21 protein-coding genes and 3 pseudogenes are annotated in these 23,024 nt (G+C 63.8%); 11 read left to right on the forward strand and 13 right to left on the reverse strand.

Annotation, left to right across the window (positions count from 1 at the left end; all coding sequences use genetic code 11):
• Nucleotides 1-17: 17 nt before the first annotated feature.
• Both J2W36_RS16610 and J2W36_RS16615 read right to left on the reverse strand, forming a co-directional pair.
• Nucleotides 18-1,580: a long-chain-fatty-acid--CoA ligase gene (locus tag J2W36_RS16610; RefSeq protein WP_307690868.1), complete on the reverse strand. Its 1,563-nt coding sequence runs from the start codon at nt 1,578-1,580 to the stop codon at nt 18-20.
• Complete coding sequence (locus J2W36_RS16615) at nt 1,577-2,701, reverse strand: CaiB/BaiF CoA transferase family protein (protein WP_307690869.1); 1,125 nt, start codon at nt 2,699-2,701, stop codon at nt 1,577-1,579. The genes J2W36_RS16610 and J2W36_RS16615 overlap by 4 nt, the downstream gene beginning before the upstream one ends.
• 326 nt (nt 2,702-3,027) lie before the next feature.
• Between J2W36_RS16615 and J2W36_RS16620 the strand changes: the two genes are divergently transcribed.
• A complete protein-coding gene (locus tag J2W36_RS16620) occupies nt 3,028-4,740 on the forward strand; it encodes a methyl-accepting chemotaxis protein (RefSeq protein WP_370869339.1) in 1,713 nt (570 codons plus the stop codon).
• An 18-nt stretch (nt 4,741-4,758) separates the two neighbouring features.
• On the opposite strand, the gene J2W36_RS16625 is transcribed toward J2W36_RS16620, so the two are convergent.
• Nucleotides 4,759-5,466 (reverse strand): TetR/AcrR family transcriptional regulator, encoded by a 708-nt coding sequence (locus tag J2W36_RS16625; RefSeq protein WP_307690871.1) that lies wholly within the window; start codon nt 5,464-5,466, stop codon nt 4,759-4,761.
• Between J2W36_RS16625 and J2W36_RS16630 the strand changes: the two genes are divergently transcribed.
• Entirely contained in the window at nt 5,453-5,977 is a 525-nt protein-coding gene (locus J2W36_RS16630; RefSeq protein ID WP_307690872.1) for a DoxX family protein, read from the forward strand. The genes J2W36_RS16625 and J2W36_RS16630 overlap by 14 nt on opposite strands.
• Entirely contained in the window at nt 5,974-6,420 is a 447-nt protein-coding gene (locus J2W36_RS16635) for a DUF2214 family protein (RefSeq protein WP_307690873.1), read from the forward strand. The genes J2W36_RS16630 and J2W36_RS16635 overlap by 4 nt, the downstream gene beginning before the upstream one ends.
• Nucleotides 6,421-6,465: 45 nt before the next feature.
• Here the strand turns inward: J2W36_RS16635 and J2W36_RS16640 are convergent, their stop codons facing one another.
• Nucleotides 6,466-8,007 (reverse strand): linalool dehydratase/isomerase domain-containing protein, encoded by a 1,542-nt coding sequence (locus tag J2W36_RS16640; RefSeq protein ID WP_307690874.1) that lies wholly within the window; start codon nt 8,005-8,007, stop codon nt 6,466-6,468.
• Nucleotides 8,008-8,041: 34 nt separating this feature from the next.
• Nucleotides 8,042-8,593, reverse strand: a complete 552-nt coding sequence (locus J2W36_RS16645) for an SCO family protein (RefSeq protein WP_307690875.1) — start codon at nt 8,591-8,593, stop codon at nt 8,042-8,044.
• A gap of 119 nt (nt 8,594-8,712) precedes the next feature.
• On the opposite strand from J2W36_RS16645, the gene J2W36_RS16650 reads away from it, so the two are divergent.
• Together J2W36_RS16650 and J2W36_RS16655 are read left to right on the forward strand one after the other, a co-directional pair.
• Nucleotides 8,713-9,378, forward strand: coding sequence for a TetR/AcrR family transcriptional regulator (locus J2W36_RS16650; RefSeq protein ID WP_307690876.1), 666 nt, complete (start codon nt 8,713-8,715; stop codon nt 9,376-9,378).
• Between the two features lie 43 nt (nt 9,379-9,421).
• Nucleotides 9,422-10,300 carry an intradiol ring-cleavage dioxygenase gene (locus tag J2W36_RS16655; RefSeq protein WP_307690877.1) on the forward strand — a complete coding sequence of 293 codons (879 nt, stop codon included), beginning with the start codon at nt 9,422-9,424 and terminating at the stop codon, nt 10,298-10,300.
• 380 nt (nt 10,301-10,680) lie between these two features.
• Here J2W36_RS16655 and J2W36_RS16660 read toward each other — a convergent pair.
• Nucleotides 10,681-11,627: pseudogene (locus J2W36_RS16660) on the reverse strand (transposase); the annotation flags it as partial.
• A gap of 10 nt (nt 11,628-11,637) precedes the next feature.
• Here J2W36_RS16660 and J2W36_RS16665 point away from each other — a divergent pair.
• Both J2W36_RS16665 and J2W36_RS16670 read left to right on the forward strand, forming a co-directional pair.
• Nucleotides 11,638-11,991, forward strand: a complete 354-nt coding sequence (locus J2W36_RS16665) for a LysR substrate-binding domain-containing protein (protein WP_307690878.1) — start codon at nt 11,638-11,640, stop codon at nt 11,989-11,991.
• Nucleotides 11,992-12,044: 53 nt separating this feature from the next.
• Nucleotides 12,045-12,308: pseudogene (locus tag J2W36_RS16670) on the forward strand (transposase domain-containing protein); the annotation flags it as partial.
• Nucleotides 12,309-12,361: 53 nt separating this feature from the next.
• Here the strand turns inward: J2W36_RS16670 and J2W36_RS16675 are convergent.
• On the reverse strand, nt 12,362-12,784 hold the full coding sequence (locus J2W36_RS16675; RefSeq protein WP_307690879.1) for an EamA family transporter: 423 nt from the start codon (nt 12,782-12,784) through the stop codon (nt 12,362-12,364).
• Nucleotides 12,785-13,522: 738 nt separating this feature from the next.
• Between J2W36_RS16675 and J2W36_RS16680 the strand changes: the two genes are divergently transcribed.
• Complete coding sequence (locus J2W36_RS16680; RefSeq protein ID WP_307690880.1) at nt 13,523-14,014, forward strand: DoxX family protein; 492 nt, start codon at nt 13,523-13,525, stop codon at nt 14,012-14,014.
• Nucleotides 14,015-14,069: 55 nt separating this feature from the next.
• Here the strand turns inward: J2W36_RS16680 and J2W36_RS26580 are convergent, their stop codons facing one another.
• Both J2W36_RS26580 and J2W36_RS16685 read right to left on the reverse strand, forming a co-directional pair.
• On the reverse strand, nt 14,070-14,330 hold the full coding sequence (locus J2W36_RS26580; RefSeq protein WP_370869337.1) for an IS66 family transposase: 261 nt from the start codon (nt 14,328-14,330) through the stop codon (nt 14,070-14,072).
• A gap of 5 nt (nt 14,331-14,335) precedes the next feature.
• Nucleotides 14,336-14,476, reverse strand: a pseudogene (locus tag J2W36_RS16685) (IS66 family transposase); the annotation flags it as partial.
• Between the two features lie 445 nt (nt 14,477-14,921).
• On the opposite strand from J2W36_RS16685, the gene J2W36_RS16690 reads away from it, so the two are divergent.
• Nucleotides 14,922-15,971, forward strand: a complete 1,050-nt coding sequence (locus J2W36_RS16690) for an asparaginase (RefSeq protein ID WP_307690881.1) — start codon at nt 14,922-14,924, stop codon at nt 15,969-15,971.
• 36 nt (nt 15,972-16,007) lie between these two features.
• On the opposite strand, the gene J2W36_RS16695 is transcribed toward J2W36_RS16690, so the two are convergent.
• Entirely contained in the window at nt 16,008-16,355 is a 348-nt protein-coding gene (locus J2W36_RS16695; RefSeq protein ID WP_307690882.1) for a site-specific integrase, read from the reverse strand.
• A gap of 658 nt (nt 16,356-17,013) precedes the next feature.
• On the opposite strand from J2W36_RS16695, the gene J2W36_RS16700 reads away from it, so the two are divergent.
• Both J2W36_RS16700 and J2W36_RS16705 read left to right on the forward strand, forming a co-directional pair.
• Nucleotides 17,014-17,868, forward strand: a complete 855-nt coding sequence (locus J2W36_RS16700; RefSeq protein ID WP_307690883.1) for a hypothetical protein — start codon at nt 17,014-17,016, stop codon at nt 17,866-17,868.
• An 89-nt stretch (nt 17,869-17,957) separates the two neighbouring features.
• Nucleotides 17,958-18,536: a hypothetical protein gene (locus J2W36_RS16705; RefSeq protein WP_307690884.1), complete on the forward strand. Its 579-nt coding sequence runs from the start codon at nt 17,958-17,960 to the stop codon at nt 18,534-18,536.
• Nucleotides 18,537-18,768: 232 nt separating this feature from the next.
• Here J2W36_RS16705 and J2W36_RS16710 read toward each other — a convergent pair whose 3' ends face one another.
• The 3 genes from J2W36_RS16710 to J2W36_RS16720 all read right to left on the reverse strand — a co-directional run bounded on the left by J2W36_RS16710 (nt 18,769) and on the right by J2W36_RS16720 (nt 22,943).
• Complete coding sequence (locus tag J2W36_RS16710; RefSeq protein WP_307690885.1) at nt 18,769-20,190, reverse strand: serine hydrolase; 1,422 nt, start codon at nt 20,188-20,190, stop codon at nt 18,769-18,771.
• Between the two features lie 214 nt (nt 20,191-20,404).
• A complete protein-coding gene (locus tag J2W36_RS16715) occupies nt 20,405-21,394 on the reverse strand; it encodes a Bug family tripartite tricarboxylate transporter substrate binding protein (protein ID WP_307690886.1) in 990 nt (329 codons plus the stop codon).
• A 76-nt stretch (nt 21,395-21,470) separates the two neighbouring features.
• Nucleotides 21,471-22,943 carry an amidase gene (locus tag J2W36_RS16720; protein WP_307690887.1) on the reverse strand — a complete coding sequence of 491 codons (1,473 nt, stop codon included), beginning with the start codon at nt 22,941-22,943 and terminating at the stop codon, nt 21,471-21,473.
• Nucleotides 22,944-23,024: the final 81 nt, after the last annotated feature.

Below are 23,024 nucleotides of genomic sequence, written 5' to 3' on the forward strand. Positions count from 1 at the left end.
GGTTGTTTGTCTCCTCGTCAGCCCACGCGACGCTCTTGCCCCGCCCAGTGCGGCTCGCGCAGCTTGTATTTCATGACCTTGCCGGCGCCCGAGATCGGCAGGGCTTCGATGAACTCGATGCTGCGCGGGCACTTGTAGCCCGCGATCAGCGTTCGGCAGTGGGCCATGAGCGCTTCGGCGTCCGCGGTGGCGCCCGGCCTGCGCACAACCACCGCGTGCACGCTCTCGCCCCAGCTGGCGCTGGGCACGCCGATGACGGCGACCGCCGCCACCTCGGGGTGGCCCGCCAGCGCGCCCTCGACCTCGGCGCAGTAGACGTTCTCGCCGCCACTCACGATCATGTCCTTGAACCGGTCGACGATGAAGACAAAGCCCTGCGCGTCCATGCGGCCGGCGTCGCCGGTGTGCATCCAGCCGTCGCGCAGCGCCGCGGCTGTCTGTTCGGACAGATTCCAGTAGCCCTGCATCACGCACGGGCTGCGCACCATGATTTCGCCGACCTCGCCCCGCGGCAGTTCGCGGCCTTCGCCGTCGCCGATGCGGATGTCGACACCAGCGAGCGCCTGGCCCGCCGAGGCAAGCTTGCCGAGTTGGCGGCCCTCGGGCGTGTGATAGCGGCTCGTGAGGTAGCTCACACCCGCGGAGAGCTCGGTCATCCCGTAGCCCTGCACGAATTCGGCCTGCGGGAACATGGCGAAGGCACGCTCGAGCAAGGGCACGGTGATCGGCGATGCGCCATAGCCGACGAACCGCACGCTCGACAGGTCCGCCGCTGCGGTGCGTGGGTCGTCCACCAGCACCTGCAGCATCGCCGGTATGGCCATCAGATGGGTGATGCGGTCGCGTTCGATCGCCTCGAGCACCGCATCGACCGTGAAGCCCGGCACGATGACCTGCGTGCACCCCATGACCACGCCGCGCAGCAAGAAAGACAGGCCGGCCAGATGGAACAGCGGCGCCACCTGCAACAGCCGCTCGCGCTCGTCGAAGTAAGCGCTGAGCAGTGAGATCTGCGAATTGAGGGCGAGCGCCGAATGGCTCAGCATCACGCCCTTGGGGCGGCCCGTGGTGCCACCGGTGTAGAACACGCCGGCGAGGTCCTCGCCTTGGCGCAGCGCATCAGGCACGGGCTCGCTGTCCTGCAGCAGCGTCTCCCAGTCGGCCATGCCAGCCGGCGCCCGGCCCTCGCCCATGTAGATGCAGGTGCGCAACGCCTTCGAACAGGTCCGCAGGGTGTCGACCAGCGGCAGGAACTGGTCGTCAACGAAGAGGATCGCGGTGCCGCAGTCGTCGAGCGAATGCACCATCTCGTTCGCGCTCCAGCGCGTGTTGACCGGGTTGACCACGCCGCCGGCCCACCACACGGCCATGTAGTACTCGAGCGTGCGGTCGGTGTTGAGCGCGAGCATGCCCACCCGGTCGCCCCGCTTCATGCCGAGGCGATGCAACGCACCCGCCAGCCGAGCCACGCGCTGGCCGAGTTCGCCATAGCTGCGGCTGCGGCCACGAAACAGCGTGGCCGTGGCGTCGGGGTTGAGCTGCACCGCGCGCTGCAGGGTTTGTGTGAGGTAGAGGTTCATGGGTTGGCGCGCTCAGGGGGGCAAGAACGACCCGCCTCGGCCCAGCGCCGCAACAGCGCCGCACCGTCTTCGAGACCGGTCGCACCCGCGGCCAACGGCGTGGCTGGCGGCGTGCGGCTGAAACGCGGCGCCGGTGCCGGATGCACGACGCCATCCACATCGACGAAGGTGCCACGCGCCACGTTGTGCGCATGCAGAGGTGCCTCGTCCCAGTCGAGCACGGGCGCGAAGCAGGCATCGCTGCCTTCGAGCAGCACGCACCATTCGTCGCGCGTGCGGGTGCGAAAGACGTCGGCCATGCGCAGCTTGAGCAAGGGCCAGCGGGCCGTGTCCATCTGCGCGTCGAAGGCCGGGTCGTCGGCAATGCCGCAGCGTTCGCGCAGCAAGGCATAGAACTGCGGCTCGAGCGCGCCCACCGCCACGTACTTGCCGTCGGCGCAGGCATACGTATCGTAGAAGTGGGCGCCGCCATCGAGCAGGTTCTCGCCGCGTTGATTGCTCCACTGGCCTGCCGCCTTGAAGCCGTAGAGCATGGCCGACAGCAGGGCAGCACCGTCGGTCATGGCGGCATCGACCACCTGGCCACGGCCCGAACGCTGCGACTCGTACAGCGCGCTCAGCACACCGAAAGCCAGCAGCATCGCACCCCCGCCGAAGTCGCCCACGTAGTTCAGCGGCGGAACCGGTCCTTCGTTCGCGCGGCCAATGGCATGCAGCGCGCCGCTGATCGCGATGTAGTTGATGTCGTGCCCCGCGGCCTGCGCCAGCGGGCCGTGCTGCCCCCACCCCGTCATGCGGCCGTAGACCAGGCGGGGGTTGCGCGCCTGGCACGGCGCCGGCCCGAGTCCGAGGCGCTCCATCACCCCGGGGCGAAAGCCCTCGATCAGCACGTCGGCGCTGGCCACGATGTCCAGCACCTGCTGCGTCGAACCCTCGGCCCGCAGATCGACGGACAAGGTACTGCGCCCGCGCGCGAGGATGTCGTTGGGGTCGATCGGGGTGCCGGGCCGCGTGATGCGAATGACCTCGGCACCCATGTCCGCGAACAGCATGGCGCAGAACGGCCCCGGGCCGATGCCTGCCATCTCGATCACCCGAAGCCCTTGGAGCGGACCTGCCATTTTTTGTCTCCTTCGGCTGCCCAGGGCGGCCAGTTGGTGCTGGCAGGCATCTTGGCGCTGCGACGCCACCGTCCGCATCGTCGAAAGCGACGAAAGATGCCCAAGAGCGGCTGCAGGGACCGTCATTCGGTGGCATCCCACTCTGTCAAGAGCGGCGTGTACCAGATTCTGGTGACAGGAATTGGAGACCGGGGCCGCATTTCACATATTGATCACGATCGAATTTCTCCTTTATTGCCAAATCGCCACTCCGGCATCGTTTGTCGGTTTTTGATGACATTCAAACTGGAAAAAATATGAATGCAGAGAAAAGGGCAACATCGGGCATGACCGTTGCGCAACGCTTGGGCACGGCATTTGCGTGCGTGATCGTGATCTTCCTTGGTGTTGCAGCGGTTGCGCTGTACACCGGTAGCAGATTGGCGGAAGCCGACAATTGGAATTCGCACACCTACAAAGTGCTCGATACGGCCGATACGATGCTCGTGAATATGGTCAACATGGAAACGGGCAACAGAGGCTATTTGATGTCCGGCGAAGCCCGCTATCTGGAGCCCTGGAACAGCGGCATCAAAGCGTTTGAAAGCGCATGGACGGAGGGCAAGCGTCTTACCGCCGACAACCCTGCACAGCAAAAGCGCCTGGACGATATCAAGGCCAAGCACACAGAGTTCGTGGCCTTGGCCAACGCCATGATGGGCTTGCGACGCGAAGTCAACGACAGTGGCAAGACGATGGCAGACCTGGTCGGCGAATTCCGTCAGGGCAAGGAAAAGTCGGCCATGGACGGCTTCCGGGCGCTGCAGAGCGAATTCAGCAAAGCGGAACGCGACCTCCTGGTTCAACGTGCTGCCGTGGCTGAAGATTTGCGCGCCTTGAATCACAACGCGGTAGTCAGCGGGTCGGTTCTGGCTGTCGTGCTGGCCATTGCATTGGGTTTTTGGGTGACCCGGTCCATCCTCCGGCAACTCGGCGGCGAACCCGACTATGCGTCGCATGTGGCCAAGGAAATCGCTGAAGGCAATCTGGCCCTTCAGATCGACAGCCGTGCCGACGACCATACGAGCTTGCTCGCTGCCATGACGGTCATGCGAGAAAATCTCGCACGCGCCGTCACCCAGGTGCGCGCCAGCAGCGACAACATTGCAACGGGCACGGCGCAGATCGCCACGGGCAACCAGGACCTGTCCTCGCGCACCGAAGAACAGGCCAGCTCGCTGGAACAGACCGCCGCGTCGATGGAAGAGCTGACCTCCACCGTCAAGCAGAACGCGGAGAACGCCCGCCAGGCCAACCAACTGGCGGTGTCGGCGTCCGACCATGCGGTCAAGGGCGGCGAAGTGGTGGGGCGCGTCGTGGACACGATGTCTGCCATCGAGACGTCCTCCAAGAAAATCGTGGACATCATCTCGGTGATCGACGGCATCGCGTTCCAGACCAACATCCTGGCGCTGAATGCGGCGGTCGAAGCCGCACGCGCAGGTGAGCAAGGCCGTGGCTTCGCCGTGGTGGCGGCGGAAGTGCGCAACCTGGCGCAGCGCTCGGCGGCGGCGGCCAAGGAAATCAAGGGCCTGATCGACGCGTCGGTGGGCAATGTGAGCGAGGGCGCGCAACTGGTGGGCGAGGCCGGCCGCACGATGGAACAGATCGTCGACAGCGTCAAACGTGTGACCGACATCATGGGCGAGATCACCGCGGCGAGCCAGGAGCAGACGACAGGCATCGAGCAGATCAACCAGGCGATCACGCAGATGGACCAGGTCACCCAGCAGAACGCGGCGCTGGTGGAAGAAGCCGCGGCTGCGGCGGGCTCGCTGCAGGAGCAGGCCTCGGATCTCGTGAAGGCCGTCAGCGTCTTCAAGCTGGACGGCAAATTGGCCGGTGCGCCCGCCGATGCAGCGACGCGCTCGGCCCGCCCTTCCCTTCCTGCGCCCGCGAAGAAGGCCGCCGTGGCCGTGGCCACGAAGCGTCCCGTCCTGGACCAACCCAAAGCGCCTGCTGCCGCCGTCGAATCGACGGACGACTGGGCCACGTTCTAACGCGCGAAAAGAGGAAGCTCAAACAGGCTTGCTCAATCCGTCAATGAAGACGTCGAGCGCTTGCGCCGCTTCCTGCAATGCACCGGTCAAATCGGTGTCCTGGGCATCGCCGGCGCCGCGCAAAACGCCCACGCCCATCAGCGTCGTCAGCCCATGGACCATGGCCCAGCAGGCGTGCGACAGCTGCCGGGCATCGCCGGCCCGGAAGACGCCCTCCTCCTGACCCGTGCTGACGAGCTGCAGCAGCACCTCGAACAGCTGGGCACCGGCATGGACAAGGTCTTCCGGCGCGTCCGGTTCACCGACCGCACTGAACATGTGGGCCAGCAAGCGCGGATGCATCAGGCCAAAGCGGATGTAGGCCAGCCCGCTGGCTTTCAGCTGTGCACGACCAAAGGGCCGGTCCGCACCTGCGGCGGCGCGGGTCGCGCCCAGCATCTCCTGGAAGCCATCGACCGCCACGGCCTGCAGCAATGCGCGCCGGTCCTGAAAGTGGCGGTAGGCGGCCGTGTGGGACACGCCGATCGCCTTGGCCATTTCCCGCATGGAGAGGCCGTCGAGGCTGGCACGTTCGAGTTGCTCGCGCGCATAGGCCAGAAGGACGTTTCTGAGGTCACCGTGATGGTAGGACGCGGTCATGGATTTCAAACTTAAGTTGACGATGGAAACATTCGGCTTTACAATGTTTCCATTGTAAACAACGGACGGCCGCATGAGTTTCTTCATTCTGATCTCCACGGGCGCAGCGCTGACCTGGGCCTTGTCCCGCTGGTGGTCGCTGCAACTGGACCTGCGAGCGTGCATGCGATGGGGCATGGGCCTGGGCTTTCTCTTCACGGGCACGGACCACTTCCTGAACGCCGCCACCCGCTACGCCCCGATGATTCCTGATGTTGCAGCGGCCCACGCCCTTGCGTGGGTCTACCTGACCGGCGCGGCCGAATTGGCGGGCGGCCTGGGGCTTCTGATTCCGGTGACGCTGTACCGACGCCTGGGGCTGCCCAACCTGCAGAAGCAAGCGGGCATCTGGCTGGCGGTTTTGCTGGTCTGTGTCGTGGCGGCCAACATCAACGTCGCGCTCAAAGGACAAACGGTGCAAGGGCTGGATTTCGGCGCCTGGTACTTCTGGATCCGTCCGCTGTTCCAGCCGATCTTCATCGTCTGGGCGCTGTACTGCGTGGGCGCCTGGCCGAACGCGACGCAGCGTCCACCCCAGACCTCCGGGAGCCGCAAATGACACCGGGCGTTCCGGACGCCCTGCTTGGAGCGGCGCATTTCTTCTGCGCCTTCGCCCTGGTTGCAGTGCTGTTCGCCGAGTGGTGCATCACCGCGCGGCCGGTCGATCATCCCCGGATGGCACTGCTTGCCCGGCTGGACATGGGGTACGGGGTACTGGCAGGGCTCGTGCTGCTGGCAGGTGCCGCGCGCGTCATCTGGGGAGCGAAGGGTTGGGCCTTCTACACGGGCAATTCGCTGTTCTGGGCGAAGCTCGCCTGCTTCGCGGTGATCGGGCTGCTTTCGGTCGTGCCAACACTTCGCATTCTGCGATGGCGCAAGGCCACGCACCTGCCGAGCGCCGAAGAGGTGCGCGCAGTCCATCGCTGGATGGGCCTCCAGTTGGCGCTGCTGCCGCTGCTGCTCGTACTGGCCAGCTTGATGGCGCACGGCATCGGTTATTGACGGCGGCGTCGCAGGTGCGCCCTGCCCCGCCCCTGCGCCGCGCGTTCAGTCAACCTGGAAAGCGAGCAAGAACACCGTCGCGGCTGTCGCGCCACTGCAATCCAGCAGCAGCCCTCCCTGGCCTGCGCGCAGCGCCATCAGCGACGTATCCGCGACATGGGCGCCTGTGCCTTGTGCCACTGTGCGGCCATCCATGGAGAGCGTCCAGCGCCCGCTTCCCACCAGCCGCCCGATCATGATGTTGAAGCCTGATGTACTGCTCGCGCAGCGGCGTACCGTGAAGTGCAACTGGTTGCGCTCGGGGTCGAACCGTGCCTTCAGCACGTCGACACCCGCCCCGACTTCCACGAGCGCCGGCTGGCGGCGTTCGTCCGGCGAGATGGGTTCGTTGTAGAGCTTCCAGAGGCCGTCCGGCACGTTCAGGCTTGCATAGCCCATCAGCACGTTGCCGCACATCGGCTCCATGAGCGTGCGGTTGCCATCGGCGTCGTGCGGCGTATCGTTGCGCGGGAAGTAGACGCCGCCATCGCGCCAGGCCGGTGCCATGTAGCGGTCCGCATGGCACATGAGTCCGTCGAGCGTGGCCTGGTCGCCCATCTCCGAAGCCCAGGTCGCGGCCCAGCCGAAATCCGAATCGTCGTTGACGACCTTCTGGCCCATGATCAAAGGCCGTTCGGACGAACGCACCGACAGCGCCCCGTCGGGGCCGTTGACCAGCCAATCGCGAATCTGCGCCGGGTAGTGGTCATGGACGAAGTCGCGGTTCCACATGTTCATGAGGGTGCCGCACCAGGCGTCCACCCATGGCGCCATGCCTGCGTTGTCGCGCACCGCGCGGGTGTCCTGGGCCAGCATCATGTTGTAGTGCCCATTGGCACCCAATTGTCCGAACTGGGCCCAGGCCTGGAGGTAGGCCTGCGTGACTTCGGCAGCAACCGCATTCCCGTTGACCAGGTCGTGCATGCGAAAGCCCAGGATGGCCGGCTGATTGCAGATCTGGAACACGCAGTTGGGCTCGCAGGCAACCCCCAGATAGCCGCTCTCCACCATCTGCCAGTAGACCGTGTCGTTCAGGCTGTTCTGGTCATGTTCGAAGCGTCGCTCCTTGCCGCCCCAGAAGAAAGACCAGTAACTGAAGGTCAACGCACCGGGTGCAGCGTAGCGCTCGTCGTCGAACAGGTAGTTGTAGAGCAGGGCCATCGACTGCACATAGGCGCTGTACATGATGTTGTCGCGGCCGACCGGGTCCCATTCCTCCTTGAGCTTGTCCGACAGGTGCATGTTGAACACGCTGCCTCCCTGGCTGACGCGGGCCCAGTACATCCAGACTTCGGGCAGCAGCATCTTTTCGATCAAGCGTTCGAAGACCGGCTTGAAGACGCCCGGTGCGGCCGGTAGCCGATGCCGATGGGCCAGCGCCATCGCATAGGCCATGTAGGCGAGCTGAAAGCGGTAGCCCCCGAAATCATCCTGGCCGGTTCCGCGGCCCTGCATCAGGGACCAGTCATTCGGAAGCTGCCGCGAAAGGTTGGCGAAATGGCGCAGATGACCAACTTGCCGGTCGGTGAGCGTATCGGGTGCGTTCATGGAATGCTTTTCAGGTAAGGACGCGTCGGCCACATCAGACCAGGTGCCGACGCAACCGTTCGACCACGGCGTCGACACCAAGCGCGTCCGGCAGGTGGGTTTCGTAGCGCCCACCAGGCGCCATGAGATAGGCGAAGGCCGTGTGCGGCACCACATAGCCATCGGGCGCATCGGCGTCCGGCACAGGCTCGGCAAACACGCGATAGGACTTCTTGGCAGCGGCGACCTGCTCGATCGTGCCGGTGAGCCCGATGAAGCCGCCCGGATAGCGCGCCACGTACGCGCGCATCGACGCGGGGTCGTCGCGCTGCGGATCGACGGTCACATAGAGCGCCTGCACGCGCTGCGCCAGCGGCCCCAGGCGCTCCAGGGCGGTGCCCAGCTTGGCGAGCTCACGGGGGCACACGACCGCGCAATGCGAAAAACCGAAGAAAACCAGCAGATGGCGGTCGCCGAAGCTGCGCTCGTTCACCGGCCGGCCGAAATGATCGATCAGCTCGAAGCGGCCATCGATCGGCGCAGGCCGTTCGGGTGCGGCCTGGCCACCTGCGCCGCAGCAGGAACTCACGGGCTTGGAGGGATTCATCACCATGACGCTCATTTTTAATTACACGCGTTCAATTAAATCACGGGGTTTTCCCGCAGCCCTATACTTTTCGAGGCCGCCCATTGAACGCCACTCAGATCCACGCCGCACACAGCCCCATGTCGTTTCGCCCCTCCCGACCCGAAGTGCTCAGCCGTGCGCGAACGCAAGAGGACAAGGCCAAGGTCAAGGAAGCCTTCATCGCCGCAGGTCGCCAGCTGTTCGCTGACGAGAATCCCGCCACGGTCTCGCTGCGGCGGATCGCCGCCGCCGCCGGGTATGCGCCTGGCTCGATCTACCAGTACTTCGCCAACCAGCAGGATCTGTTCTTCCAGGTCCGCGCGCACGACATGCGCGCCTCCACCGAGCATCTGCGCGAACAGGTCGCCAGGGTGCGAAGCCCCGTCAAGCGGGTGCTCCAGCTGTTCATCGGCACCGCGGACTACTGGCTGGCGCACATGGATGCGTTCCTGATGATCTTCCCTGCCCCCGGTGCGGACCGGTCGATGGGCGTCGGCAGCGCCGGCGTTCCGTTTGGACAGTCGGACGCGGCGCAGGACAGCCTGCAGCTTTATTACGACGTGGTCGACGGGTACTTCCAGACGCTCGCGCATCCGCCTGCGAATGCGCGCCTGGCCGCCGATGCCCTCATCGCCGCGGTCCACGGAATGATCGTCTTCCCCTGCATGACAAGAACCATGGACTGGTCCGACACGCGTGCCATGGTGAAACACTTGGTCCACGCGGTCGTCGCCGACTGGGGCAAGGCCGGTGAGGCGGCTTGACGTGCGAGCATTCGAGCCCTTACAACACAAAGGAGACAGCGCCATGCGCAACATTGACGAAGACACGATCACCCAGGCCGTGCTGGCGACCTTGGCCGGCTGCAAGGACGACCGCCTGCGCACGGTCATGACAAGCCTGGTACAGCACCTCCATTCGTTCGCCCGGGAGGTCCACCTGACCGAGGCGGAATGGACCCAGGCCATCGGCTTCCTGACCGAGGTGGGCCACATCACCGACGACAAACGGCAGGAATTCATCCTGCTGTCGGACGTGCTCGGGCTGTCGACGCTGGTCACGGCGCAGAACAATGCCAAGCCGGCCGGCTGCACCGAGGCGACCGTCTTCGGCCCGTTCTTCGTCGAGAACGCACCCGAATACCGCAATGGCGACGACATCGCCAATGGCGCCGTGGGCCTGCCCTGCTTCGTCAGCGGCAGCGTCCGGGGACTCGGCGGCGAGCCGATCGCACATGCACGCATGGACGTTTGGCAGGCCGACGAAGAAGGCTTCTACGACGTCCAGCTGCCATCGACGGACGGCCAGGCGGAGCACCGTGCACGCGGCCATCTGCGCACCGCAGAAGACGGCGGTTACCACTTCAAATCGATCCTTGCCGAGCCCTACCCGATTCCACATGACGGCCCCGTGGGACGGATGCTCGACGCACTCGGGCGCCACCCGTGGCGGCCTGCACACCTGCACTTCATGATCCAGGCACCGGGCTACGAGACACTCATCACCCACGTTTTTCGCGAAGGCAGCGACTACCTGGATTCGGACGCCGTCTTCGGCGTGCGGTCGACGCTGGTCGCCGACTGGGTGCACCACGCGAGCGGCCCCGCACCGGACGGCACATGTCCTGAAGGCGGCTTCTATGCGCTGCAGTACGACTTTGTCCTCAATCCCTTGGCGGGCGGTTAGTCCTTAGGTCCCTGGTTCGAGCGAGGTCAAGAAGCCATAAAAAAGACCTTACGCAGCAATGCGTTGCGGGTGGTGGATAAGAGCCAAAATTGTCACAGCGTGAACATATTGGATCTTTCAGCTGTGCTCAGCTCATTCATCCGCAACTGTCTGCGGAGGCCCTCGCTGGGAGCCGCTTTGGGCGAGGCGCGGCCTCGGCTACGATGGCAGGAGTCGGCCGAGGCTGTGTGGAAACGCATTCGGCACTTCAGTATGCCGATCATTCGCGTCGGGAGGGCCACCTCAAGCCTCACAGGTCATCCAGTACTCGCAGTCGCGGCTTTGACGAATTTGACGCGCATATGATCCCGCTGCATGCCGTTGAAGCGCCGCAAAGAGACTCACGCCTCCACCAGCCTCATCGCCTTCATCGTTTTAGTCATACCCAGGATGGCGATCACCCGCTTGAGGTTGTAGGCCAGCACATGCAGGCTCATCTCGGTGCCCACATGCGCCAGCGTCTTCGTCAGGAAGTGCGTCGAGCCCATCCAGTGCTTCAACGTCCCGAACACATGCTCCACAGTGCGCCTTCGCAAGGTCATGGCATCGGGCTTCTTGTCCAGCCGCTGCTGGGCCCGCTCGAGCACCTCTTCATGTTCCCAGCGGCGGATTCGCCGGTATTCGCCTGTCGTGCGTTGGTCTTTGATCGCGCATGTGGGGCAGACACTGGTCCAGTAGACATGGGCGTTGAGCCCGCTCTTCTCCAGCGTGCTGAATCGGTAGATGGCTCGCTCACCGGCTGGGCACTGGTACTCATCGTCCTTTGCGATGTAGATGAAGTCGGCCTTACCGAAGCGGCCGTGCGCCTTCGCGTTGGAGGTCATTGGCTTGGGAACGAAGGCAATAATTCCGGCGTCCTCGCAAGCCTTGATCTCCAGCCTCTGTTGAAGTAGCCGCGGTCGGCGAAGGCTTGCAACCTGGTCTTGCCCATGGCCTCGCGTGCGGCCACTGCCATTCTGGTGAGCTGAGTTCGATCGTTGCCGATATTCGTGACCTCGTGGGTGACGATGAGGCGATGCTTGCCATCGACTGCCGTCTGTACGTTGTAGCCGACCAAGCCTGTGCTCTTGCCCGATTGAAGCATCGAACGCGAATCAGGATCCGTCAGCGAGCGCTGCTGGCCTGGTTCGCTCTTGAGCTGCTCCTTGGTCTCGTCAAGTTGCCGCATCCGTTCGCGCAGCTTGCCGATCTTCTCCTGCAGGCAATCGGTCTTGGCCTCGAGGTCAGCGGGCTGGACGCGGTCTGCAGTTTCCAGCGCGTCGAGGTAGCGCTGGATGCTTTGCTCGACACCCTAATCATTGGGCGTCTTCCTGATGCAGCTCACAAACTTCACGCCGCTGGGTGATCCCGCCTTCATCGAGCTACGCCATGCGAGCCATGGTGTGAGGCGCCTACGGATGCGCGGCCGGTTGTCGACCGACGAGGCGCCCACCGCCCGAGCTTCGACTCTGGCAGGCCACGGCGTGGTGCGCCTGCTGCGCATCGACGCCGACCCGCTCATTCGCGAAGGCCGCTTAATCCCGCTGCTGCCCCGCTGGACGCTGCCGGGTATGGGTTGCTATGCCATCGCAGCGCGGCGCGACGATCAGCCGTTGAAAGTTGTGCGCTGCATCGAGTCCGTGCGCGCCTATTTCGGCAACACCGACGCCTAAGGCGCGAGATCGAGCGACTGCTGCTCACGCACCTGCACGGGCAGTGCCCCAAGCTCGTGCGATTCCTGGACAAAGGATCTTGACCGTTGGGCTCCAACCCGTTGGAGAACACGATCCGGCCCCTCGCTCTGGGCAGGCGAGCCTGGTTGTTCGCCGGCAGCGAACTGGCGGGTCAACGTGCTGCGGTCATGAGGGTTCTGGTGCAGTCGGCCAAGTTGCATGGTCACGATCCGTGGGCTTACCAGAAGGACGTGCTCACACGGCTGCCGACACATCTGAACAGCCGTATCGACGAGTTGCTCCCGCACCAATGGCAGCGTAGATTAGAGGCGGGATGGCGAGCCCAGCTCGGGCGATCGTCAAACTATTTTCAGCCTTTGGCGATAGCAAGTAATCCACCCAGCATCATGGCGCCGCCGATGAGCTTGGCAGCCGTCAGCGACTCGCCCAGCAGAAGCCAAGCCAACACAAGCGCGACCACAACGCTACCTTTGTCAATGAGCGCGACTGTGGACACCTCGCCGAGTTTGATGGCTTTGTAATAGAAGATCCAAGAGCCTGCGGTCGTGACACCCGACAGCGCAAGCCACCCAATGTTGCGCGGCGTCAGGGAGCGCACTTGTTCAATAGGAACGACGGCACCAGCAAACATCAGGACGAATGCGAAGACGAAACATGTCCGCACGGCCAGTCCCAGATCACCAGAAATGCCAGCAAGACCCAACTTGGCGATCACCGAAGTGAAGCCGGCGAAGGCCATAGAGACAATGGCGTAGAGGACCCACTTTTCCATTGCTACCTCCTGAATGCCGTGCCAATAAAATCGCGCCGATCACCACTCAGGGCAAGCCTGAAGGACCTCTTTATCATACGTGGTGTGCCCACCAGTAAGCGATAGAGGCGCAGCCCATCGAGCAGCGCCTGTGGCGACCAGATCAGACGCGGCAGGTATAGCGCGGTCCTCTTCGTATCACTAGTTAATACCTTAAAACGCAAGCCCCGCAGTCTGCTTTTCTCTTCGAAAGAGCGCCTCCATGACCACTAATCGCAGGCCGACTGGGAGCGAAATGCCGTGCGTGGCGCCGGCTTGAACCGCCGAAACTGAAAAGATGGCCTCAGACGCAAAGCTCCGCGTCCCTGCAAGGGCGCCGCGCCGAGAGGGCGACGAGGTTAGAAGGACGATGTCCGCTCATTCCGGCAGCAGGAAACAGGGGGGCGTCTAATTCGCCTCTCGGGGCACAAGCGTGAGCCCGCGCGGGTTTTAGACGGAGCCAGGGGTGAAACATATAGATTCGGCTCGAAACCTGATCAAACTGCCGGTTAGAACTTGTTTTGGCGCCATCGACTGCTCCAAATCCCTTTTTCCGGCTATTGCACCGGCGCGCCCCTCTCGTGGCGCGCACGGACAGGTCAGCACCACCTCGGCCCGCTCGCGCGGGTGTACGACGTAGACCGAGTCCAGCGCCTTGATGGCCGTCAAGGCTGCGCGAACGGCCCACGCCTAGCATGGGTAAACCCTCAAGGAACGCGTATGAAACTTCTTTATCCCAGCGACTTCAAAATCAAGCTGGAAAACTTCGACCTGACACGCAGCGAGAACATCCTGCGCATCATCTGCGGCGCCTTCATGTTCCCGCATGCACTGAGCAAGTTCGCCGCGCTTGGCACGCTTTCGGCAGGCACCGTGGGCTTCTTCGCCAAGGCCGGGTTTCAGCCACCCGAACTATGGGTCTGGCTGGCCGCGTTCATGGAGGTCGCCACGGGCATCGGGCTGGTTCTTGGCATCTGCACGCGCTATGCAGCCCTCGGTGCTGCAGGCGCCCTGGCCGTCGCGGTCTACGCACTGCAGATGGTTAAGGGCTTCGGCTGGACCTGGAACACGGGCGGGTACGAATACCCGGTTTTCTGGGGAATCACCTGCCTGGCCGTCGCGATCTGGGAATTTCGGCGCGTCTACGGCAACAGCACCTTCAAGGCGCGCGCCGCGATCGACGGCCAGCCTGTCAGAGCACCTGCAGGCTGACCCAGTACGCAAAAGCCACGACCAAAGCCGATGCTGGGATCGTAGAGATCCAGGCTCACACGTTTGGAGCTCGTTTGGGGGGCGAGCTCAACGCTGCGCTTGAGCGCTTAGTCGATGGCCCTGGCACGCCAGCGACGACCTGGAGGCGTTGCGCGACGAGCCAGGAGTGCAATGCCAGCGTAATCGGTCGTGCACGTTCCTGCCGCAGTTGGAGGCGTTGCCCGGCTGCCATGCCCTTGGCCTCGCGCTCGATACCGTACAGCTGTCCGATGAACTCCCCCGCCGTAGCAGCGACGGTGCTCTTGTTGGTCTTCACCAACTCAACGAAGTACCGGCTCGTCCGAAGATCGCTTCCTGCCTGTACAGCGGCAGGTGCTCGGAGTGCTTGGCCACCAAGACGGGGGCCAGCAAGCTGGCAATGGAGATGCACCTGTCGATGATCACGGCGGGAACCGGCGCCTGCGCTGCGCCACATCCGCCCCACGGCCAGATCACCTTACGGACGCATACTCATCGAGCCGCTTCAAGGCGGGCAGGGAATTTTTGTCCACATCAAATCTTTCCCCCAGGGCACTGGACGCCCGGCCGTCGGCCTGCCCTTGTCGTTCGAGGTCGAACTCGGGCTTCAAGGCAAGAAGAGAGCGAAGGTGGTCGAGTCCATTCGTGTGAGCAAGCCGATGAAGCAACGCCGCGAAGAATCACCAGCCGATTGGACACTGCCACGCTTGACTGGCTCGGCCCGGCTTGCGGTTGGCCCGGCGCGCTGCTCGAGCGGCCGCCGCGCGCAGCAGACGATCCAAGGCTGCATCGACACAGGCCCGTGTCTTGCTTAACTGCTCCGTGGCCTCGGCAAGAGGCTGCGACGCCCTCTTCCAACACATGAGCCTTTACGGCGTTATTCGTTCTCATGAAACTACAGCGCACGCTTCTCTGTCTGTCTCTTTCCCTCGGTACGGTCTTCGGTCCGGCGCTCGCGCAGGCCCAGGACGCCAAACCCGGCGTCAGCATCTACGCCACTGGCGGCACAATTGCCGGCGCTTCCAAGAGCAGCACCGACACCACCACCTACAAGGCAGGCTCCATCGGCGTGCAGGCCCTCATCGACGCGGTACCTGAACTCAGCAGCGTGGCCACCATCACCGGTGAGCAGATTGCCAACGTCCCTAGCAACGACATCACCACCTCCCTGCTGCTGAAGCTCTCGCAGACCATCAACCGCCAGTTGGCCCAGCCCGGCACCAATGGCGTGGTGGTCACCCACGGTACCGACACCCTGGAAGAAACCGCGTTCTTTCTGGACCTGACGACCTCGGGTAGCGGCAAGCCGGTAGTCATCGTGGGCGCCATGCGCCCGGCCACGGCGATCAGCGCTGATGGCCCGTTCAACCTGCTGCAGGCGGTATCGCTGGCCGCCAGCAACTCGGCCAAGAACCGCGGAGCCATGGTGGTGATGAACGACCGCATCGGTTCGGCCTTCTACAACACCAAGACCAACACCACAGCGATGGACACCTTCCGCTCGGTGGAGCAGGGCTACCTGGGCATGTTCATCGGCACCCAGCCGTCTTTCTACTACTCGCCCGCACTGCCCACCGGCAAGCTGGCGTTCGATGTGTCGGGCATCACGAGCTTGCCCAAGGTCTCCATCGTCTACATGCATGAAGACCAGGACAACGAACAGCTCGATGCCGCCATCCGTGCCGGCGCCAAGGGCGTGGTGATTGTGGGCAACGGCAATGGTTCGACGCCGACGATCGTCAAGAATCGCATCGAAGAACTGACCAAACAGGGCTATCCCGTGGTGCGGGCCAGCCGTACCGGCAGTGGCTTCTCCACCAAGAAGATCGAGGGCATCGGCTCGGGCACGCTCAATGCGCAGAAGTCGCGCATCCTGTTGATGCTGGCCCTGTCCCAGGGCGCAGACATCCAGCTGCTGCGCAGCTATTTCAACGGCTGAAGACCGGCGCCGAGGAGGCTAGGCCATCTTAATGTGTCAAAGCGTAGCCTTGCGCTGCTCTACTTCATCAAGCAAGACTTGGTCTTGGCGCTCGTCATAGAGCCTCGTCGTGCGTGCGCTCTCGTGGTTCGCCATCTGCTGAGCCACTTCGAGCTGCCCGCCGTTGCGCAGGCACTCACACTGAGAGTCGCTGATGAATGTCTGGTTCTGTGCTGGGGAGGGCGTCCAAGCCGGCCAGCCTCTCGCTTCAAGGGCCAGCAGGTATTTGGCGACGGAGAGCGCAGCGGCGCGCCGCTCGCGTTGCTCGAGATCGCCGCCGCGCAGCTCATGCTGGTGCTCGACGACTCGATTGCCAACATCGCTCGGCCCAGTATTCAACGTCAATTCGGGGTGTCCTCCTCGGTGGGCGCGTCGGCGAACTCTTCGGGCGTCTGAGTACGTTCCGCGCGGGCCTGGGCCTCTTCACCCTCTCATCTCTCGCAGGCGGCTTCGCGTGGAGCGTCGAGTCGCTCATCGCTGCACGCGCGCTTCAAGGCGTGGGGCCGCGCTCGTGGCCCCGAACGGACTGGCGCTGATCGCCACCAAATTTCCCCTTGGCGCGTGCTTACAGGTGTGCTGAGCTGGCGCTGAGTGTTCTTCATCAACGCTCCCGTCGGGATTGCCGGCCACCTTGCCAGTCGCGTGCTCGTCGAAGCAGGGCGCGGCCGCGGAAACCTGGGACTGTCGGGTGCCGTTGCCGGGACTGGCGCGATGATGGCTTTGGCCTATGGCGTCACACGCGAAGCACAGAGGACCGCTGTGGCAATGGCTCACTGAGCTTGTACAAGTCTGCGCGATGACCGCTTTTGGCCGCTGTCTGCCGGACAAGCGCCTGGCTCCACGCACCCGGGATGCACGCAACATCTGCAGGTTCGGTCTGCTCAGATATCGACAGCGCGTCCCATCGCACAGACTTCCAGCTTCATGCAGAAATTGCGAGCCGTGACGTGTAACGGCTCTATTACATAATGCAGCATCCCCCAAAAGCGAGAGAGGAGACTTCATGATTCGTTGGTTGCTGGCGCTGTCTGCGCTACTGTTAGGCGCCTGTGCGCCGTTTCACTTGCCGCTTGCGCCGGAAAGCCGCGCCCGCATTGCAGAAGTCGATGTCCGCGTAGTCGTTGCACAAGAGAGTTTCATGTTCTCGGCACAGCCGCCTGGCGTAAGTGCGGCGGCAGGAGGGGGGCTAATCGCCGCGCTGATTGATGCGTCGATTCAGCAATCACGGCAAAAGGCCATGTCGGCCGAGGTGCAGGCCACCGTCGGCCCCTTGTTGGACTTTGACTACCGCGCCGAAGCCGGTCAAGCCCTGAAAGGAATTGGTTCGAACGGCGCCTTCCCGTTCAAAATTCGTTCCGCTCAAGTGCTCGCCGGCATGCCAATGAAGAAGGATCACGAGGCAACTATTGCGGCAACGCGAGGTGGCTCTGCCTACATGGTCTTGATGGTGTATTACGCGCTAGAACCTGGCCTCGGCGCATTTACCACCCGCACCACCGCCACACTCTGGCAGGACGGAAATCCCGAGCCGTCGTACCGTGCCTCAGCAATCTTCCAGGCGCCGCTGGTTGCGGGCTCCCGCGCCGAGGTTTTGCAGCGACTGACAGCACAGGATGGCGCTCTGCTCCGCTCGACCATGCAGGCGTCGATGTCTGAAACTCTCCGCATGGTCGTGCTCGACATCGTCTCCCCGCCTGAACCGGCGAAGGGCGCCACCAGCAAGGCCAAACCCTTGCGCTTGAATTTCAATGGAACCTGGGTACCACTGGATGGAGTCGAGATCGAAGCTAAACCCGAACGCACCATCCTGCGTGATCAGGCTGGCGTGCTCTATTCCCTGGCCGAAAGGACACCATGAGTCGCAGACAGCTTTCAAGGGCCTTTCTCGCCGCCCTTTGCACCCTTCCAAGCCTCTCTCATGCTTTAACTGACAGCGAGCCACTCAGCATGAGCTACGAGGAGGCGCCCCAGCCAGCAGCTCGCCCCAACGGGCCTCCGGTTGACGAGCCGCTCCGCCTCCCGCAACCATGCACCCTGTACCTGCCCAAGGTGGAAGACGCGCGACCCAACAGGGAATTCGCCGGAAGCTACATCTTCATGCTGGCGGCGCCTGGTGCAACCCCGCGAGGCGTGCAATCCGTTCAAAGTGGTGATGCCGCGCAATGGACGCGCAGCGCATTGCAATCCCTTCAACGCTATGGCTTCCGAACGCTGGAGAGCGCACCAGCCTCGCCGGATGCTGCGCGGCAGGTCTCGGGCGACGTCAGCTTGCGACTGGCTCACGGTTGGTCAGCTGGCCTGAATCTCGTGTCCCATGTGGTGCTCAGGGTGACTTACCATCATGCAGGCGAGGAGGTGGTACGCGAGTACCACGGCATGGGCACGCGTACCAACTGGAACAACGGCAATGGTGAATACATGGCCGTCCTCAACCTAGGCATCGACGAAGCCTTGCGCAGCATGGCCGCCGACGCCGCGGCACTGTGCACCGGCCAGCCGCTGCAGGCTCAGGGCTCCCCTCTGTAGCAAGCGCCGAGACAAGGACCCGTCCTAGGTCTCCTCTAACGCACCGAGCTCAGCGTGGTCCGTCCATCCCTTGGGGTGCGCGAAGCCTTGCAGCTCAGCAGTGGGCCGCGCGACAACCAGCAGTTCGGTTCGTAGTGACTGTTCCACTGGGAGCCATAGAACCAAGGGCTCTTGCGTGCCCCAAGCGGCTCAACGCGTCCGTGAGCGTTGTCGCAAGCATCCCGACGTGGAATCAATCGCAATGCTGGAAGCGTACGCACGGGGGAACGGCGCGGATCTCAGTCAAGAAGTTTTCTCCATCGATGCGCTCGGCTCGAAACTTTACATGGGTGCCCTCGCGCAACCCAGCCAGAATCGATTTGTCGCGAACACGGAAGCGCAGCGTCGTGAACGGCAAATTTTCCCGAGGCACGACCTTCAAGTGCACATAGACGCGCGCACCTCCCTCTTCCTCGGTCACGAAGCGAAACGTGGCGCGCGTCTCGATCGGTGCGACTTCCTGCGCCACTGCAACGGGGGTCGCCGCCGACTCTGCGGGTTCGCCCGCGTGTTCCCGAGTTGCGGCAACCACCAGCTGCAGGAGGTACCGTTGCGCACGACCGATGCTTCCATCGTCGTACTCCCCGGCGGTCATCACGACCACCATGTCCAGGGAAGGGACGATGAACAGGCGCTGACCGCCATTGCCCTGGGCGGCATGCCAGCGGACCTCCCTGCCGCGGACAAATACATTTCCGGACCACCAGTGGTAGCCAAACTCCTCGCCTGCAACGCAAGGAGAAAGCAGCGTGCGCACCCAGGCCTGCGGAACAATCTGCCGACCCTGCCACTCGCCCCCTTGCAGCATGAGCCGCCCCAGCCGCGCTAGGTCACGCGGACGCAACCGCAAACCAGTGAATGCCCGTGCGCGGCCACGCAAGTCGCCTTCCCACTCCCAGTCCCGGATGCCGAGCGGCGTGAACAGCCATTGATCGGCGTAGTCCTGCAAGCTTGAGCCGGTTTGCTCCTCCAGGACTTGTCCTAGGACGGCGGAGAGTCCACCGTTGTAGTTGAACAGCGTACCAGGGGGCGCCGCGAGCGGCCTTTCAAACACATAGCGGGGGCGGTCACCCCGCCAGAAGAGACCTTTCTCGTCATTCGCCCAGCGGCTATAGCCACCGCTTTCGTCCCAAGCCAGACCGCTGCGCATGCAGAGCATGTCGGCCACCGTGATGCGCTCGCGACCACCGCTGCGCAGATCGGCCAGGGCAGGCAGCAGGTCAAGAACGGGGGTGGCGAGCGGAGGGACGACGCGGCTGCCATCGTTGATGCCCCAGAGTACGGCCACGACTGACTTCGTGATGGAGCGGACATCATGGAGCTGGTCTTTATCGAACTGCGTCCGGCTTGCCCATATCGAGTAGGTGGACCGGTCCGCTCCTGTTCGATAGGCATCGACCACCAGCTTGCCGTGACGCTCGACCACCAGCGCGTGCCGATTGCGCGTGCTCTCAACGAAAGTCCGCACCGCATCACAAAGAAGGTTGGGACTGAAACCCGCGAGACGCGGTTCCTGTTCGATGCTCCAGCCGTCGCGGTCCGGTAGAGGTGTGCCGCAAGGTTCAACCGCAGCCACACGCGCTGCTGCAGATGCGCCCCACAGGGCGACGAACATCGCAAGCGCACTCCATCTCAAGCGCAAGTGACTCTCCTTCATGGGCGCTGCGTGACTCAGGCGGAACGCCTCCGCCAGATTCTGCCTTCGACACCATGCGCGTTCCAGTCGAAGAAACCCGCTGCAGGCACTTCAACCGCGCGACTCGCCGTCAAGCCATTGCGAGTCAAATAGTCGCCTACGAAGCTGAACCCCACCGAGTGGGTGGCCGCCGTCAATCGGGCTTGATGCCGGCCCGCGCGGCCACAGCCCGCATCTGCGGCAGTTCCTTTTCGATCCTCGCGGTCAAGGCTGCGCCGTCACCGTAGGCCGATACCAGGCCCAGATCCAGCATCTTTTGCTGGAAATCGGGCTGAACGGAGACATCGGCCAGGGCTTTTTGCAGCGCCATGCGCGTCTGCGGCGGCAGGCCGGCCGGTGCCAGCAGAGCGAACCAGGAGCCCATCTCGAAACCGGGATAGCCGCTTTCGACCACAGTAGGAACCTGCGGCAGCAGCGGGAGTCGCTGGGCCGACAGCACAGCCAGCGGCTTGATCCGGCCGCTCTTGATAAGAGGGGTGGATGCAACAACCGTGTCCACCGCGAGCTCCATCTGTCCGCCCATCAGTGCAGTGAGGCTGGGCGCGCTGCCGTTGAACGGAATGTGCACCATCTGAATGCCTGCAGCCGCCTTGAGCATTTCAGCGCCGAAGTGCACCGACGAGCCCGCACCGTACGAGCCGTAGGAGAAGCGGCTCGGGTCGGCCTTGGCCTGGGCGATCAGTTCCTTCAGGCTGCCAGGGCCGGTGGGCGCAGCGACCAACACCAGCGGCATGTCGGCCACCATTCCCAGCGGCGTAAAGCTCTTCAGCGCGTCGTACGACAGCTGCGTGCGGATCGCCGGGTTGAGCGTGAGCGTGGTGCTGGAGCCAAGCAACAGCGTGTAGCCGTCCGGCGGCGCCTTGGCTACCAAGCCAGCAGCCAGCATGGTACTGGCACCGGGCTTGTTCTCCACCACCACCGGCTGCCCCAGCTTCTGGCCCATCGCTACGGCCAGCACCCGACCCAGCACATCGGTCGCACCCCCGGCGGCGAATGGAATCACCAGCTTGATGGGCCGCTGGGGAAAGGCCTCCGGCTGCGCTGCCACCGGAGCAGCCGCAGCGATGAGTGCGCAGACGGTCAGCACGCAGGAAAGAAAGCGAAAGCGGCGTAGGGGGGTCATAGAGAGAGAACTCCTGGAGTGATGGGGGGCGAAATGCAAAGTGAAGAAAGTGACGGTGTGGCGGCAGCAGGCTGGCTCAACCCAGCAGCGGGCTGCTCACGCGCGCCATGCCACCGGCTTGGTCATAGGCGTGCCCTAGCTGCAGCACCGACCAGTCGGATTGCGTGGGACCCATGATCTGGATGCCCATCGGCTGGCCCGCCGGGCCAAAGCCTGCGGGGGCGCTCAGCGCTGGAAGTCCGGCGAGCGTGGCAGGCACCACGACCTCCATCCAGCGGTGATAGGTGTCCATCGAGCGACCATCCACACTGTGTGGCCAGTCCAGCGCCGCATCGAAAGGAAACACCTGGGCGCCGGGCAGCACCAGATAGTCGTATGTCTCGAACAACTGCCGCAGCACCTGGTACCAAGCCGAACGGTCGACCGCTGCGCGGAAAACGTCTGGGCCGCTCAGTGCGAGACCGCGCTCGATCTCCCATACCGCCTCAGCCTTGAGCAGGGCACGTTGGGTCAGGTCCCGATAGAGCGTTGCGTTGTTGCCCGCCACGGTGAAGCTGCGCAGGTCGATCCAGGCGCGCCACATCCGCTCGAAGTCAAACGCTGGCGTTACCGCTTCGACCCTGCAGCCGATGGTTTCGAAGTGCGCCAGTGCGCGCGTGCATACGTCCAACAGGCCCGGCTCCATCGCAAGGTGGCCGCCCAAGTCGCCCAGCCAGCCGACGCGAGTGCCGCGGAAATCACGTTCCAGCGGCGGGCTGACGTGGGCCGGATCGTCGAGACGCCGCGTGAGCGGCAACCGAGGGTCGAAGCCAGCCTGTACGGAGAGCAGCAGTGCCAGGTCGGGAATGTTGCGTGCCATCGGCCCCGCAACACTGAATTGCTGGAAGAAGACCTCTTCGGTCGGCCCGTGTGGCACGCAGCCGAACGAGGTTCGCAGGCCGTACACGTTGTTGAAAGCGGCGGGCGTGCGCAGCGATCCCATCATGTCGGAGCCGTCGGCGACCGGCAGCATGTGCAGTGCCACCGCGCAGCCGGCCCCGCCGCTGCTGCCGCCGGCAGTCAGCGACGGGTCGAACGCATTTCTGGTGGTTCCGTACACCGTGTTGTAGGTGTGGCCACCCAAGCCGAACTCGGGCGTGTTGGTGCGGCCGACGAAGACCGCACCGCCGGCGCGCATCCGCTCGAACACGACGGCATCGGCGGTGGAAATCTGCCCCGCGAACAGTGGCGAACCTTTCGTCGTGACCATGCCGGCAGCCGGCATGATGTCCTTGGGCGCCTGCGGGAAACCGTGCAGCGGGCCGAGCCATCGGCCCGCATCCAACTGGGCATCGCGCTCGGCGGCCAGTGCCCACAGCGCATCGCGTGGCTGCTGCGCCACGATAGCGTTGACCTGTGGATTGAGCCGGTCGATCTGGGACAGATAGGCCTCCAACACTTCTGTGCAGCGCAATTCGCGTTGACGGATGGCGCGCGAAAGCGCGACAGCGTCAAGGCCCACGATTTCAGTGGGCGGTGTTGAGGAGACAAGTGGTGCGGTGATCGGCATTGGAGAACGGCGGCAATTGACTGGGTTTGGAGGCATCATAGGAAGCGCCCTCCCATGCGACAATCACAGTTTTCTCACCTC

Source organism: Variovorax ginsengisoli, assembly GCF_030811835.1.
GTDB classification, from domain to species: domain Bacteria; phylum Pseudomonadota; class Gammaproteobacteria; order Burkholderiales; family Burkholderiaceae_C; genus Variovorax; species Variovorax ginsengisoli_C.